We start from the raw sequence: 14,123 nt of genomic DNA on the forward strand, positions 1-14,123 counted from the left end.
ATCAATCTTTCGCCCCGTACTAGTTGCGGATCCGCCCGCCGGGGCACGGCTCCGGCGGGCGGCGCGGCCCAGGTCACGGGGGCGCCTGCGGAGAGCCACGGGGCTCCTGCGGAGGGCGCAAGGTGCCCGGACGCGCGGGCGCCAGGTGCCCGGACTCGCGGGCGCGCGGGCGCGGGATCGCCGGAGGTGCGAGGCGCGGGGCGCCCGGAGGTGTGGGCACGGGTGGCCGGACGCGCGGGCCCGGGGCGGCCGGACGTGCGGGCGCACGCCGTACGAACGGGCGCGCGGCGGCCGTGCGTGCGGGTCCCCGGGCGGGGTACTCCCGCCGCCGGACCCGCCCGCCGTCCCCGGCGGCGCGGATGGCCGAGCGTGGGGCAGCGGCGGGGCCAGGAAGCTGGTAGCTGTCGTCAGGGCACCTCCGCCGGAACCGGCACCCCGGAACCGGCGCCCGGACCGGCCGGCCCCGCACCGACCGCCCCGGCACCGGCCGCCCCGGTACCCACCGGCCCGGCAACGGCCGATCCGGCACCGACCGCCCCCGCGACCGACCGGTCCGGGACCGACCGAGACGAGGAGCGATGGCAACCACCGTGCGAGACACCGGCACCGGCACCGCGCCCGCCAGTCTGCGCCTGCCCGGCATCCTGCTGGGCGTGGGGCTCGGCGGATTCGTGGACGGCATCCTGCTCCACCAGCTCCTCCAGTGGCACCACATGCTCACCAGCACCGACCACGACCGCATCGGCGTGAAGTACTACGACCCCGGCACCGTCTCCGGGCTGCGGATGAACACCGTGTGGGACGGCGTCTTCCACACCGTGTGCTGGCTCGCCGTCCTGACCGGCCTCGCCGTGCTGTACGCCCGGGTGACCACCGGCCGGCGGCGGGTGTGGGCGTCCCGGGTGCTGTGGGGGTGGGTGCTGGCCGGGTGGGGCCTGTTCAACCTCGTGGAGGGCCTGCTCGACCATCAGATCCTGGGCATCCACCACGTCCGCGGCGGGCCGCACCAGCTGTGGTGGGACATCGCCTTCCTGGTCCTGGGCGCGCTGCTGGTGGCCGTCGGCTGGCTGCTGGCGCGCGGCGGCCGGTCCTTCGACCCGGTGGCCGGCCCGGGACGGGACGGGGTCGCCGCCTGATGGGCCACGACCACACCTCGCACACCGGCCACCCGGACGCGGGCGGCACGCCGGGCGTCGTCCTGCCCCTCCTCGCGCTGCTGGTGTGCGCGGCAGGCTATCTGCTGCCGGCGTGGCGGGCGCGGCGCCGCAATCCGGTGCGGGGCTGGAGCCCCTGGCGGACCGCCGCCTTCGGCACCGGCCTGGCCCTGCTGGCGGTGGCACTGCTGCCGCCCGTCGCGTCCTTCGCGCACCGCGACTTCCGCGGTCACATGGCGCAGCACCTGCTCATCGGGATGTACGCCCCGCTCGCCCTGGTGCTCGGCGCGCCCGTCACCCTGCTGCTGCGCACCCTTTCCGCGCCCCGCGCGCGCCGTCTCACGGCGGTGCTGCACAGCGCTCCGGCCCGGCTGCTCGCGCACCCGGCCGTGGCCCTGGTGCTGTCCGCGGGCAGCCTGCCGGTCCTGTACTTCACGCCGCTGTACGAGAGCGTCCTCGCCCATCCGGCCGGGCACTGGCTGCTGCACGCGCACTTCCTGCTGTCGGGCTGCCTGTTCGCGCACGCCGTCGCCGGTCCCGACCCCGCTCCGTCCCGGCCCGGCGTCCGGGCCCGGCTGGTGTTCCTCGGCTGCGCCATCGCCGTGCACGCCGTCGCGGCGCAGTTGATGTACGGCGGGTTCGGGGTGGCCGTCGACGCTCCCGTCGCCCAGATCCAGGGCGGCGCCACACTCATGTACTACGGCGGTGACATCGCCGAACTCCTCCTGGCGGCGGCGCTGGTCGCCACCTGGCGGCCCGTCCGGCACCCGGCGGGACGGCCGGCGCGCGGCCGGGCCCGCACGCTGAGCGGCGGGGCCGCGTGACCGGAGCGAGCGGCACGGGGAGACAGTGCGGTGCCCGGCCCCCAAGAGGTCAACCCTAAGACGTGGAATATTCAACAATCTCCCCCGGTTGTGGCAGCCGAACGAGATCACAGCGGGGACGCGAGGGGAGACTCCGATGCAGACGCGACCGGAGAGCACGTACTACGCCCACGGCAGCGCCGCCGAACGCTGGGAGCGCGCGCAACTGTTCTTCGAGGCGAAGGACTACGCGGGCGCGGCCCGGGTGCTGTCCGGGCTGGTCGAGGAGGTGCCGGAGCAGACCGGGCCCCGGCTGCTGCTGGCCCGCTCCTACTACCACTCGGCCCAGTTGCGCCGCGCGGAGGCCGAACTGCGCACCATCGTGGAGCGGGACCCGGTGGAGCACTACGCCCGGCTCATGCTGGGCCGCACGCTCCAGCGGCAGGCCCGGCACGAGGAGGCGGAGCGGCACCTGCGGATCGCCTCGGCCCTCGCGGGCGACTTCCCCGAGGAGTGAGGCGTCACAGCGGGGTGGCCGCGCGCAGGATCAGGACCAGCGTGACGGCCGAGTTCGCCGACGACATCGCGGAGGCCAGCGCCCCGGCCGCGGCGCCCCAGACCGCCAGGCCGGCGGCGGTGAACGCCGACGGCCAGGTGCGGGCCGCCGGGGCGGGCGCCAGCAGCGCGGCGACCCGGCGCGGCACGGGACCGGGCGCGGCCAGCGCGGCCAGGGTCGGCGCGGGCGTGCCCGGCGCCAGCAGGGCCGCCTTGCCGATGGCACGGGCGACCGTGCGCCGGTCGCCGACCGCGCGGGCCGCCTCCTCGTCGGCCCATCGCTCGGCCGTGTAGACCACGGCCGTGCGCAGCGGGCGCAGGAACGGGTTGGCGCGGGCGGCGAGATGGGCGGCGAGCAGGTGGCGGTGGTGCCGGGCGGCCAGGTGGGCCCGCTCGTGCGCGAACAGGGCGCGCCGCTCGGCCGGGGCGAGTGCGGCCAGCAGCGCCGTGCTGACCACGATCCGGCCCCGGTCGCCGGGCAGCGCGTACGCGTACGGCGCGCTGTCGGGCAGGACCGCCACCGTGGACCCCGGCACCCCGGCCAGGGCGCGGCGGGCGCGGCGGGTGACCCGGCAGTGCCGTCCCAGGGTCCGGGCACAGGCGGCGGCGACCGCGGCGAGCGCCGGTATCGCGGCCCGGCCGGCCACCTCGTCGTGCGGGACGGCGGCCCGCACCTGCGGGTCGGACCAGCCGTCCGGCAGCGGGTTGCCGGGCAGTTGCGCCGTGCCGACCACCATGAGCAGGGCCAGGCACAGCGTGCTGCACACGGCCATGACGACGGCGACCGCGGTCAGCAGCCGGGTGGCGGTGCGCGGGTGCAGCCGGGTGGCGGCGAGCCGGGCGACCGGCCACGCGGACAGCGGCAGCACCAGCGGCAGGAAGACGAAGACCCCCATCGGCGCTCAGTCCTCCGTGCCGCCGGCGTCCGGGGCCGGGATGTCGAGCAGGGCCCGCAGCACCTGTTCGTCGCCGGGCGGCAGGGCGGTGACGAAGCTGGCCAGCACCGCCTCGCGGTCCCGTTCGCCGTCCAGCAGGCGGCGCATGCGCAGCGCGGCCAGCCGGGCCACGTCGGCCGTCGGCGTCCACCGGAAGGACCGGCCGTCCCGCTCGCGGGTGACGACGTCCTTGGCGAGCAGCCGGGTCAGGATGGTGACGACGGTGGTGTAGGCGAGGTCGCCGCCGAGGTGCTGGCGCACCCAGGCGGCGGTCACCGGACCGTCCGCCTCGCGCAGCGCGCCGAGCACCTGGCCCTCCAGTTCGCCCTGCCCGCGCCGCCGGGCCCGGCCGTCGTCCCGCGTCATCCCCGGTTCCCTCCCCCGTCTGCCGCCTGCTGGTTCACCCACCGTCCCACGCTACTTCACGCCACCGACACCGCCGTGCCCGCGCCGGTGCGGGGCCGGGCGGCCGGGCGGGCATGGCATGCTGACGCGATGGCATCTGAGCGTGACGACACACCGCTCGCCGAGCGGGTCGAGGAACTCCTCGCCGCCGGCGGCCCCTTGCCCATCGTCGCGGCCGGCCGGCCCGTGCTGCGCCGCGCCGCCGCGCCGTACGACGGTCAGCTCGGTCCGGCCCTGCTGGCCCGGTTCGTGGAGGCGCTGCGCGTCACCATGCACGCGGCTCCCGGGGTGGGCCTCGCCGCGCCCCAGGTCGGGGTGGGGCTGAGGATCGCGGTCATGGAGGACCCGGCGACGGTGCCCGAGGAGGTCGCCGCCGCCCGGGGCCGGGTACCGCAGCCGTTCCGGGTGCTCGTGAACCCGGTGTACGAGCCGGCCGGCCCCGCCCGCGCCGCGTTCTTCGAGGGCTGTCTGAGCGTGCCGGGCTGGCAGGCGGTGGTGGCGCGCCACGCCGAGGTCCGGCTGCGCGGCGAGGACGAGCGGGGCCGCGCCCTGGACGAGGTGGTGACCGGCTGGCCGGCCCGGATCGTCCAGCACGAGACGGACCACCTCGACGGCACGCTGTACCTGGACCGTGCGGAGCCGCGCTCGCTGTCGACCGGCGAGGCGGTGGCGGCCCTGTGGGCCCAGCCGACGCCCCACGCGGCGGCCGAGGCCCTGGGCTTCCCGCTGCCGTAGCGCCCGGGGCCGGTCCGCCGGGGCGGACCGGCCCCGGCCCGCTCAGTTGTCCCGGTACGCCTCCAGCAGCCGCAGCCACACCTCGCTCAGCGTCGGGTACGACGGGACGGCGTGCCACAGCCGGCCGAGCGGGACCCGGCCGGCGACCGCGACGGTGGCGGAGTGGATGAGTTCGCCGACGCCGGGGCCGACGAAGGTGACCCCGCGCAGGATCTCGTCCTCCAGGTCCACGACCATCCGGGCCCGGCCCTGGTAGCCGTCGCCGTACAGGCCGGCGCCCGCGACGGAGGAGAACGCGACGTCGACGGCGCGCACACGGTGCCCGGCCTGTTCCGCCTCGGCGAGGGAGAGCCCGACCGCGGCGGCCTCCGGGTCGGTGAAGACGACCTGGGGTACGGCGTCGTGGTCGGCGGTGGCCGCGTGGGCGCCCCAGGGCTCGGCCAGGACCGGGTCGCCGGTGGCGCGGGCGGCGATGGCGGCGCCCGCGATCCGGGCCTGGTACTTGCCCTGGTGGGTGAGGAGGGCGCGGTGGTTGACGTCCCCGACCGCGTACAGCCAGTCGGTGCCGGTGACGCGCAGGCTGTCGTCCACGTCCAGCCAGGAGCCGGGTTCCAGGCCGACGGTGTCCAGGCCGAGGTCGCCGGTCGCCGGGACGCGGCCGGTGGCGAAGAGGATCTCGTCGGCCTCGATCCGGTCGCCGGCGGAGGTGACCGCGACCACCGTGCCGTTCTCGCGGGCGACGGACTCCACGGAGGTGCCGGTCCGCAGGTCGACGCCGGCCTCGACGAGGGAGTCGGCGACCAGTTCCCCGGCGAACGGCTCCATGCGGCTGAGCAGGCCCTTGCCGCGGACGAGCAGCGTGACCCGGGAGCCGAGGGCCTGCCAGGCGGTGGCCATCTCGGCGGCGACGACTCCGCCGCCGACCACGATGAGCCGGCCGGGGGCCGTCTTGGCGCTGGTCGCCTCGCGGCTGGTCCACGGCCGGACATCGGCGAGTCCGGGCAGGTCGGGGAGCTGGGCGCGGGTGCCGGTGGCGACGGCGACGGCCTGCCGGGCGGTGAGTGTGGTGACCGTGCCGTCGGGGCCGGTGACGGTGACCGTGCGGGGGCCGGCCAGCCGGCCCTGGCCCCGGTAGAGGTCGGTGCCGGTGCCCTCCAGCCAGCCGACCTGGCCGTCGTCCTTCCAGTGCGCGGCGAAGTCGTCCCGGCGGGCGAGGACGGCCGGGGCGTCGAGCGGGGCCCGCACCGCCTGGGCCAGGCCGGGCAGCCGGCGGGCGTCGGCCTGCGCGATGACCGGCCTGAGCAAAGCCTTGCTGGGCATGCAGGCCCAGTACGAGCACTCTCCGCCGAGCAGTTCGCTCTCCACGAGTGCGGTGGTCAGGCCGGCCGCGCGGGTGCGGTCGGCGATGTTCTCCCCCACCGGCCCGCCCCCGATCACCACGACGTCGTAGGCGATGGATTCCGTTTCCGTCATGGGGCCAGTCTGACGGACCCGGGGCCGGTGTGGTGGGTGGTGTGCGCGGTGACCACAGGGGTACGCGCCCGGAGTACAGGCGTGCGCGGGCGGAATAGGCGGCCCGGCGGCCGTGTTGGTGCCGTCGGCACACCCCACACCAGGAAGAGGGAATCACGCCATGACCAGCACTGTGGAGCTGACCAAGGAGAACTTCGACCAGACGGTCAGCGAGAACGGGTTCGTTCTCATCGACTTCTGGGCGTCCTGGTGCGGGCCCTGCCGCTCGTTCGCGCCCGTGTACGAGAAGGCCGCCGAGGAGAACCCGGACCTGGTGTTCGCCAAGGTGGACACCGAGGCGCAGCCGGAGCTGGCCGAGGCCTTCCAGATCCAGTCGATCCCGACGCTGATGATCGTCCGTGACCAGGTCGCCGTCTACGCCCAGCCCGGCGCCCTGCCCGCGCCGGCCCTCGCGGACCTCATCGGGCAGGCCCGCGGGCTGGACATGGACGAGGTCCGCAAGAGCATCTCCGCCCAGCAGGAACAGCCCCAGGAGTAACGGGCAGCGGGTGCCCCGGCGCGGGTCCGGTCAGCTGGACTCGCGCCGGACCACCGAGGCGCCCAGCACGGTGTGCACGCCGGGCTCGGCGCCGGGCTCGCGGACCGCGCGGTCGACCAGCCCGGCGAGGTCGCGCCCCGGGGGGAGTTCGATGCGGACCGTGCTGAGGCGGGGCCGCAGCAGCCGGCCCAGCAGCAGGTCGTCGGCGCCGATCACGGCCACGTCGGCGGGGATGCGCAGGCCCTCGTCCTGCAAGGCGCGCATCAGCAGCATCGCGTACGCGTCGTCGTACGCGAACACCGCGTCCAGGCCCGACGCCGGCCAGCGGGCGGCCAGTTCGGCGGCGGCCTCCTCGGTGCAGGCGAGCGGCAGCTCCGTGACGGTGGCGTCCGTGCCGCGCAGTGCCTCGCGCACGCCGGCCAGCCGGGGCCGGGCATAGGTCTCCAGCCCTGGTTCCCCGGGCATAACGACCCCGATCCGGCGCCGGCCCCGGTCGTACAGGTGGGCGCCCGCGCAGCGGCCGACCGTGGTGTGGTCCATGAGCAGGGCGTGCGCTCCCTCGACCCGGGCGGGCCCGAGGGTGACCACGGCCCGGGCGCCGGCCCGTCTGAGCACGGCGACGCCCTGCGGGCCGAGGCCGGCCTCGGGCACCAGGACGGCGACGGGTCGCAGCTCGGCCCAGGCGCGGGCGGCTTCGTCGCCCTGGAGGCCGACGCCGCCGTACTGGACGACGGTGTAGTCGAGCCGGCCGAGCGCCCCTTGCAGGTCGCTGAGGAACCCGCCGTAGAGAGGGCCCACCGGGACGACCGGGGCGGGCATGAGGACGATACGGCTGTGTCCGGCGCGCAGGCTGCGGGCGGCGGCGTGCGGGACGTACCCCAGCTCGCGGGCGGCGGCACGCACGCGCAGGCGGGTGGCCTCGCTGATCCGTACCGAACCGGCGTCGTTGAGGACGTAGGAGACGGTCGAGCGGGAGACGCCGGCCAGGCGGGCCACGTCGGCGCTCGTGGGTGTCTTCGGTAGCTGCGCCATGACAGACCGCATCCTGGCAGAGGGGCGCGGGCCGGGGGCGGCCGGGGCACGGTGGTTCATCGTTGGACGGCTCCGGCCCACGCGCACGGTACGGCGGACCCGCACGGGCATGCCCGCACCCTGCGTCGAACATGTTCGACACGAACTTGTTCGGACCGAACATGTTCGTTATGGTGTCGGCATGACCGCTGCTCCCCGCTCGCGCCGCGAGCGCCCCGCCAAACCGGCCCTGTCCCGGGAGGGCATCATCGCCGCCGCCGTCGCGATCCTGCGCGCGGAGGGGCTGTCCAAGGTGACGATGCGCCGGCTCGCGCAGGAACTCGACACCGGACCCGCCTCGCTGTACGTGTACGTCCGCAACACCGCCGAGCTGCACGCGGCCGTCCTGGACGAACTGCTCGGCACGGTCGGCCCCGCGCCCGCCGAGGGCGACTGGCGGGAGCGGCTGGAGCGGGTCCTCACCCGCTACACCGCGATGCTCCTGGAGCACCCGACCCTGGCCCGCTCGGCGCTCACCGCCCGGCCGAGCGGCCCGCACTACCTGCGTCTGGTCGAGACCCTGCTCGATCTCCTGCGGACCGGCGGCGTACCGCGCGCCCAGGCCGCGTGGGGCGTGGACCTGCTGCTCCAGCACGCCACCGCGACCGCCGCCGAACACGCCGGCGAGGAGTCGCCCGACGACTGGCAGGCGGTGATCCGCGCCTTGCGCGAGGCGCCCGCCGCCACCCATCCGCGCATCGCCGCCGACGCCGACGCGCTGCTGTCGGGCACCCCCCGGGCCCGCCTGTCGTGGGCCTTCCGGACCCTGATCAACGGCATCGAGCGGACCGCCGTACCCACCGAAGGCCAGGAGGCCCCATGATCCCCGCGTCCCTCCCCCACCACCCCGTCGCCGTCGTCGGCGCCGGACTCGGCGGGCTCGCTCTCGCCCGGGTGCTGCGGGTGCACGGCATCGAGGCCGCGCTGTTCGACCTGGAGCCGTCGCCGGCCGCCCGGACGCAGGGCGGCATGCTCGACATCCACGACGAGACCGGCCAGGAGGCGCTGCGGGCCGCCGGCCTGCACGAGAGGTTCCTCGCCCGCGTGCACACCGGCGGCCAGGCCGTGCGGGTCCTCGACCGGGACGGCACCGTCCGGTTCGAGGAACCCGACGACGGCACCGGCGGGCGCCCGGAGATCGACCGGGGCGAGCTGCGCGACCTGCTGCTCGGCTCACTGCCCGAGGGGACCGTCCGGTGGGGCGCCAAGGTCACCGGCGCCCGCCCGCTGGACGGCGGCCGGCACCGGGTGACGCTCGCGGACGGCACCGCGTTCACCACCGACGTCCTGGTGGGCGCGGACGGCGCCTGGTCGCGGGTGCGGGCGCTGGTCTCGGCCGCCCGGCCCGCGTACACGGGCGTGTCCTTCGTCGAGGCGGATCTGACGGACGCGGACGTCCGGCACCGGGCAAGCGCGGAGGTCGTCGGCGGCGGCATGCTCTTCGCGTCCGGCCCGGGCCGCGGGTTCCTCGCGCACCGCGAGTCCGACGGCAGCCTGCACGTGTACGCCGCCGTCGTGGCCCCCGAGGACTGGCTGGACGGCATCGACTTCACCGACGCCGAGGCGGCGAAGGCGGCCGTGCTGAAGGAGTTCGACGGCTGGGACGGGCGGCTGCGGGCGCTGGTCGCGGACGCGGACGGACCGCTGGTGCCGCGCCGGATCCACGCCCTGCCGGCGGGCCACCGCTGGGACCGGGTGCCCGGGGTCACCCTGCTCGGGGACGCCGCCCACCTGATGTCGCCGTTCGCGGGCGAGGGCGCCAACCTGGCCCTGCTGGACGGCGCCGAACTGGGCCTCGCGCTGGCCGCGCACCCCGGGGACCCGGAGACCGCGCTCGCCGCGTACGAGGCCCGGATGTTCCCGCGCGCGGGGGACTCCGCGGCCCAGTCCGCCCACGGTCAGGCCCTGCTGTTCCGCGAGGACGCGCCGGGAGGTCTGGTGGAGATGTTCACCGGCCACGGCGGCTGACCCGCACCCGGCCCGTGGCGGCCGGGCGGGCCTCAGCGTGGCGGCTCGGTGCGCGTGACCCGGGCGACCAGGTCGAGCCAGGCGGCCTCCAGCCGGGTCATGGGCATCCCGCACTCGCGGGTCAGATGGTGGATCAGCGCCGGGTCCAGCGAGGACAGCAGGGTGTGGGCCAGCAGGTCGCAGTCGGCGTCGGGCACGATCCGCCGCAGCAGCACCGTGACGTGGGTGCGCAGCGATCCGGCGGCGGGGTGGGAGAACCGGCGGGTCGGTTCCGGCTGGGCGGCGAGCTGGAGGTCCAGGTGCTCCACCGAGCGGTACAGCACCGCGAGACCGAACGCCCGCAGCCGCTCCAGCGGCGGCGAGCCCGGCCCGAGCGGGGGCGGGCCGCCCAGGAAGTCGGCCTGGAGCTGCCGCTCCGAGTGGTCGAGCAGGGCCATCAGCAGTCCGGTGCGGTCGCCGAAGCGGCGGAAGACGGTGCCCTTGCCCACCTTGGCCGCCGCGGCCACCGCCTCCATGGTGACCCCGGCCACCCCGTGCTCCGCGATCAGCCGCGCGGCGGCCTCCAGCAGCCGGGCCCGGTTCCGGGCCGCGTCGGCGCGCAGGCACGGCTCCTCGGGGGCCGTGCCGACCTCCAGCAAGCCGGAGGCGTCGGAGGGCTCTCGAGGCGGGAAGGGCGGCAGAGCGCTGGACATGACGACAGCGTAAAGCATCGGGAAGAAAACTGGACCGCGGTCCGCTTAGGGTGGTACACAATTAAACGGACTTAGGTCCGGATCGTGTCACCGGCTTTTTCCTTCCCTTGGAGTTCCCATGTCTGTTCGTATCCTCGCGCTCGTCGGCAGCCTGCGCGCCGGTTCCCACAACCGCCAGCTCGCCGAGGCGGCCGTGAAGCTGGCCCCGGAGGGCGCCGAGGTGCAGGTGTTCGAGGGCCTGGCCGACGTCCCGTTCTACAACGAGGACATCGACGTCGAGGGCAGCGTCCCGGCCGCCGCCGAGAGGCTGCGCGAGGCCGCGCAGGCCGCCGACGCCTTCCTCTTCTTCTCCCCCGAGTACAACGGCACGATCCCGGCCGTCCTGAAGAACGCCATCGACTGGCTGTCCCGCCCGTACGGCGCCGGCGCCTTCGGCGGCAAGCCCGTCGCCGTGGTCGGCACCGCCTTCGGCCAGTACGGCGGCGTGTGGGCCCAGGACGACACCCGCAAGGCCGTGGGCATCGCCGGCGGCAAGGTGATCGAGGACATCAAGCTGTCCATCCCGGGCTCCCTGACCCGCTTCGCCGAGACCCACCCGTCCGACGACGCCGAGGTCGCCGCCCAGCTGACCGAGGTCGTGGCCCGGCTGCACGGCACGGTGGGCGCCGCGGCCTGAGCCGTACGCCTCCCCTGAGCGGTAGCCTCCCCTGGGCCGGAACCGAGGCGGTTCCGGCCCTTGGTGCGCCGTGACGGCCACGGCACCGGCCGGCGGCCGGGTCGTCGTCCGGCCCGGAGCGGGTAGACGGGCCCCTGTGCGCGCCTCGCGGCGCGGCGCCGGCCCGCCACCGGGCCAGTCACGGAGGAGAACCCATGTCCCTGGTCCCGCCGCCGTTCGACGCGGAACTCGCCGCCGTACTGGAGTCGTTCCAGGGCGCGCTGACGCCCGGGTTCGGGCCGGACGACATCGCCGCCGCCCGGCGCGGCGCGGCCGCGGTGCCGGTCGACGTCACCCTGGGCGGCGCCTTCGAGGCGGAGGACCGCACGGTCCCCGGCCCCGCGGACTCCCCCGGCCTCCCGCTGCTCGTCTGCCGCCCGGCGGGCCCCTCCGTCCCGGCCGGACTGCCCGTGTTCTACCACGCGCACGGCGGCGGGCTGGTGGCCGGCACCAACCGGGCCGGTGTGACCGAGCCGCTGGCCTGGGCCCGGGAACTGGGCGCGGTCGTGGTGTCGGTGGAGTACCGGCTCGCGCCCGAGCACCCGCATCCGGCGCCGGTCGAGGACGCGTACGCCGGGCTGCTGTGGACCGCCGAGCACGCGCGGGAGATCGGCGGTGACCCGGACCGGATCGTGGTCGCGGGCGCCAGCGCGGGCGGCGGGCTGTGCGCGGCGCTCGCCCTGCTCGGCCGGGACCGGCAAGGGCCCCGTCCGCTCGGCCAGTTGCTGATGAGCCCGATGCTGGACGACCGCGGCCACACCGTCTCCAGCCGGCAGATGGCCGGCGTGGACCTGTGGGACCGCACCGCGGGCGACACCGCCTGGACGGCCCTGCTCGGCGACCGCCGCGGTGGCCCCGGCGTCTCCCCGTACGCCGCCCCGGCCCGCGCCACCGACCTGTCCGGCCTGCCCCCGGCGTTCCTGGACGTCGGCTCGGCGGAGACCTTCCGGGACGAGGTGGCCGACTACGCGTCCCGGATCTGGCAGGCCGGCGGCGTGGCGGAACTCCACGTCTGGCCGGGCGGCTGCCACGGCTTCGACGCGCTCGCCCCGGACGCGGCCCTGTCCCGGGCGGCCCGCGCGGCCCGGGTGGACTGGCTGCGACGGCTGCTGGCACGGTAGGCGACGCCGACCGCGCCGCGTGCCGTCCGGCAGACACCACGCCCTCGGCCGAACCTCCGCGGGCACCCGCCCACGGGTCCCCGCCAGGAGTCGCGGCGCGCCAACTCGTCTTCCAGAGCCGGTCTCGCCGGAGCCGCGCGGTCTCGCCGGGGCCCGGCCCGCGGGATCAGGACGCGGACAGCGCGACGCCCAGGGCGATCAGGAGGGCGGCCTTGAGGACCTCCAGCGCCACGTACCCCAGGTGGCTGCGCGAGCGGGGCAGTTCCTCGCCCGCGAGCACCCGGTCCGACCTGCGGTTGAGGCGCGGGCGGACGACGGCGAGCTGGATCACGAGGAGGGCCGCCACCGCCGCGGTCAGCGCGGCGGGCCCGGCCGGGGCGTCGCCCACGGTCACCGCGGCGGCCACGGCGACCGCCAGGACGGCCTCCACGGCGTTCAGCGCACGGAACACCAGCCGGCCGATGCCCAGGCCGACGGGGATCGTCACGCCCGGGGCCCGGAACTTCAGCGGCGCCTCCAGGAAGGAGATCGCCAGCACCATGCCGAGCCAGACGAAGGTGACCGCCGCGCCGGTGGCGGCGGAGGTGGCGTTCATGCGGTACGGGCCTTTCTGCGCCGGAGTGGGCGGGACTCAGTCGGCAGTCGTGCGGGACAAGTGGGCGACACAGGAGTCGGGTTCGGCGAACGGTTCCAGGGCCGTGACCGTCAGCGGCGCCTCCAGCCGCGCCAACGCCCCCTGGATCAGGCCCAGATGGAGCGCGCACACCAGCTCGCCCTGCTCTTCGGCGAGTTCGAGGAACGGGCAGTGCCGCAGCCGGATGCGCTCCGGCGGCCCGCCGGGCTCGCCGCCTTCCGGGTGCGGCGCGAAGCCCAGGCCGTCCAGCAGGCCGAGCAGCCCGGCCGTCGCCCGCTCCGGGGTGGGCGTCCCGCCCGGCGCGGGCGGGTCGGCCAGGAAGCCGCCCCAGGCACGGCCCGTCTCCCGCGCCTGCGCCCGCGCCTCGGCCGGGCCGGCGGTCGCGGCCCAGCGGCTGAGCAGCATGCGGGCCAGCAGCCGGTAGTCGCGCGGGCCGCCGCGGTCCATGCCGGGGCGCGCGGTGTAGACGGTGCGGGGCCGGCCGGGTCCGGCGGGCTTCTCGGTGCGGGGCTCGACCAGGCCGTCGGCCATCAGGGCGTCCAGGTGGAACCGCACGGTGTTGGGGTGGAGTCCCATCCGCTCGGCCGCCTGCGCGACCCCGAGCGGCGAGGGCGCCGCGCGCAGCACGTCCAGCAGCGCCCGGCGGCGCGGACTCTCCCGCGTACTCACGTCCGGACCCACCCCTTCTTCCGCCCACGGCCATTTTTCACGAATCGTACATGGACTAATTGTAGAGTGGCCGCAGACCGTGAACGGGGGACCGTGAGCCGAGGGGAACAGCAGATGACATCGCCGTCCGCGACCGACACCGGGCCCGCCGCCGGCCCGGCGCCGCAGCCGCGCGTCCTGTGCGAGACCCGCGCGCTGGCCGAGGAGCCGCCGGTGCCGGCCGGGGTGCTGTGGAAGCTGGCCGAGAGCGGGCGGCAGCTCGACGCGAACGTGGTCCGGCTGGCCCCGGGCGGACGGGTGCCGGCCCACACCGAGGCACACCTGGACGTGCTCGTCCTGGTCGTCGCCGGTGACGGCGTGCTCGGCGACGGCTCCCCGGACACGGCCCGGCCGCTCGCCGAGGGCGCCCTGGTCTGGCTGCCGCGCGGCGCCGTGCGCGGCATCACCGCGGGCCCGGCCGGCCTGACGTACGTCACCGTGCACACCCGGCGTCCCGGCATGCGGATCGGCGCCCGCCCCGGCACCGCGCCGGACCGCCTCCCCGGCCCGGCGTCGCCCTGACACCGGGCTCGCCGGACAACACCCGCCTGGCAGGGCCGAGTTCGGCGCGACCGGCCCCTTCCTGCCGTACGGCGGTGTGCCGAGCGGCACGGCG

Annotated in this window: 17 protein-coding genes; 10 read left to right on the plus strand and 7 right to left on the minus strand. The window is 76.4% G+C overall.

Features of this window, described 5'->3' with window-relative positions; translation table 11 throughout:
• Positions 1–578 precede the first annotated feature (578 nt).
• The 3 genes from ACZ4SV_RS06185 (at position 579) to ACZ4SV_RS06195 (ending at position 2,474) form a co-directional block, all read left to right on the plus strand.
• Positions 579–1,136 carry a DUF2243 domain-containing protein gene (locus ACZ4SV_RS06185; RefSeq protein ID WP_468001821.1) on the plus strand — a complete coding sequence of 186 codons (558 nt, stop codon included), beginning with the start codon at positions 579–581 and terminating at the stop codon, positions 1,134–1,136.
• Positions 1,136–1,978 (plus strand): cytochrome c oxidase assembly protein, encoded by an 843-nt coding sequence (locus ACZ4SV_RS06190; protein ID WP_468001823.1) that lies wholly within the window; start codon positions 1,136–1,138, stop codon positions 1,976–1,978. Before ACZ4SV_RS06185 ends, ACZ4SV_RS06190 begins: the two co-directional genes overlap by 1 nt.
• A 136-nt stretch (positions 1,979–2,114) precedes the next feature.
• Positions 2,115–2,474: a tetratricopeptide repeat protein gene (locus ACZ4SV_RS06195; RefSeq protein WP_365873344.1), complete on the plus strand. Its 360-nt coding sequence runs from the start codon at positions 2,115–2,117 to the stop codon at positions 2,472–2,474.
• Positions 2,475–2,478: 4 nt separating this feature from the next.
• Here ACZ4SV_RS06195 and ACZ4SV_RS06200 read toward each other — a convergent pair whose 3' ends face one another.
• Complete coding sequence (locus ACZ4SV_RS06200) at positions 2,479–3,408, minus strand: M48 family metalloprotease (RefSeq protein WP_468001825.1); 930 nt, start codon at positions 3,406–3,408, stop codon at positions 2,479–2,481.
• A 6-nt stretch (positions 3,409–3,414) separates the two neighbouring features.
• A complete protein-coding gene (locus ACZ4SV_RS06205; RefSeq protein ID WP_365873340.1) occupies positions 3,415–3,813 on the minus strand; it encodes a BlaI/MecI/CopY family transcriptional regulator in 399 nt (132 codons plus the stop codon).
• A gap of 129 nt (positions 3,814–3,942) precedes the next feature.
• Here ACZ4SV_RS06205 and ACZ4SV_RS06210 point away from each other — a divergent pair, with 129 nt between their 5' ends.
• A complete protein-coding gene (locus ACZ4SV_RS06210) occupies positions 3,943–4,587 on the plus strand; it encodes a peptide deformylase (protein WP_365873338.1) in 645 nt (214 codons plus the stop codon).
• A gap of 42 nt (positions 4,588–4,629) precedes the next feature.
• Here ACZ4SV_RS06210 and ACZ4SV_RS06215 read toward each other — a convergent pair whose 3' ends face one another.
• Positions 4,630–6,060, minus strand: a complete 1,431-nt coding sequence (locus tag ACZ4SV_RS06215; protein ID WP_468001828.1) for a dihydrolipoyl dehydrogenase family protein — start codon at positions 6,058–6,060, stop codon at positions 4,630–4,632.
• A 160-nt stretch (positions 6,061–6,220) separates the two neighbouring features.
• On the opposite strand from ACZ4SV_RS06215, the gene trxA reads away from it, so the two are divergent.
• Positions 6,221–6,598, plus strand: a complete 378-nt coding sequence (gene trxA, locus ACZ4SV_RS06220; protein WP_365873334.1) for a thioredoxin — start codon at positions 6,221–6,223, stop codon at positions 6,596–6,598.
• Between the two features lie 30 nt (positions 6,599–6,628).
• Here trxA and ACZ4SV_RS06225 read toward each other — a convergent pair whose 3' ends face one another.
• Complete coding sequence (locus tag ACZ4SV_RS06225; RefSeq protein WP_468001830.1) at positions 6,629–7,630, minus strand: LacI family DNA-binding transcriptional regulator; 1,002 nt, start codon at positions 7,628–7,630, stop codon at positions 6,629–6,631.
• Between the two features lie 181 nt (positions 7,631–7,811).
• On the opposite strand from ACZ4SV_RS06225, the gene ACZ4SV_RS06230 reads away from it, so the two are divergent.
• A complete protein-coding gene (locus ACZ4SV_RS06230; protein WP_468001832.1) occupies positions 7,812–8,492 on the plus strand; it encodes a TetR/AcrR family transcriptional regulator in 681 nt (226 codons plus the stop codon).
• Complete coding sequence (locus ACZ4SV_RS06235; protein ID WP_468001834.1) at positions 8,489–9,637, plus strand: FAD-dependent oxidoreductase; 1,149 nt, start codon at positions 8,489–8,491, stop codon at positions 9,635–9,637. Before ACZ4SV_RS06230 ends, ACZ4SV_RS06235 begins: the two co-directional genes overlap by 4 nt.
• 32 nt (positions 9,638–9,669) lie before the next feature.
• Here ACZ4SV_RS06235 and ACZ4SV_RS06240 read toward each other — a convergent pair whose 3' ends face one another.
• A complete protein-coding gene (locus ACZ4SV_RS06240; RefSeq protein ID WP_365873326.1) occupies positions 9,670–10,347 on the minus strand; it encodes a TetR/AcrR family transcriptional regulator in 678 nt (225 codons plus the stop codon).
• 100 nt (positions 10,348–10,447) lie between these two features.
• Here ACZ4SV_RS06240 and ACZ4SV_RS06245 point away from each other — a divergent pair, with 100 nt between their 5' ends.
• Together ACZ4SV_RS06245 and ACZ4SV_RS06250 are read left to right on the plus strand one after the other, a co-directional pair.
• Positions 10,448–11,005 (plus strand): NAD(P)H-dependent oxidoreductase, encoded by a 558-nt coding sequence (locus tag ACZ4SV_RS06245; RefSeq protein ID WP_365873324.1) that lies wholly within the window; start codon positions 10,448–10,450, stop codon positions 11,003–11,005.
• A gap of 194 nt (positions 11,006–11,199) precedes the next feature.
• Positions 11,200–12,165, plus strand: a complete 966-nt coding sequence (locus tag ACZ4SV_RS06250; protein ID WP_468001837.1) for an alpha/beta hydrolase — start codon at positions 11,200–11,202, stop codon at positions 12,163–12,165.
• Between the two features lie 166 nt (positions 12,166–12,331).
• On the opposite strand, the gene ACZ4SV_RS06255 is transcribed toward ACZ4SV_RS06250, so the two are convergent.
• Entirely contained in the window at positions 12,332–12,760 is a 429-nt protein-coding gene (locus tag ACZ4SV_RS06255) for a hypothetical protein (RefSeq protein WP_468001839.1), read from the minus strand.
• A 36-nt stretch (positions 12,761–12,796) separates the two neighbouring features.
• Entirely contained in the window at positions 12,797–13,468 is a 672-nt protein-coding gene (locus ACZ4SV_RS06260; protein ID WP_468001841.1) for a helix-turn-helix transcriptional regulator, read from the minus strand.
• 114 nt (positions 13,469–13,582) lie between these two features.
• Here ACZ4SV_RS06260 and ACZ4SV_RS06265 point away from each other — a divergent pair, with 114 nt between their 5' ends.
• Positions 13,583–14,029, plus strand: coding sequence for a cupin domain-containing protein (locus tag ACZ4SV_RS06265; RefSeq protein ID WP_468001843.1), 447 nt, complete (start codon positions 13,583–13,585; stop codon positions 14,027–14,029).
• The last annotated feature ends 94 nt before the right edge of the window (positions 14,030–14,123 follow it).

The organism is Streptomyces sp. NPDC027672, from assembly GCF_055566335.1.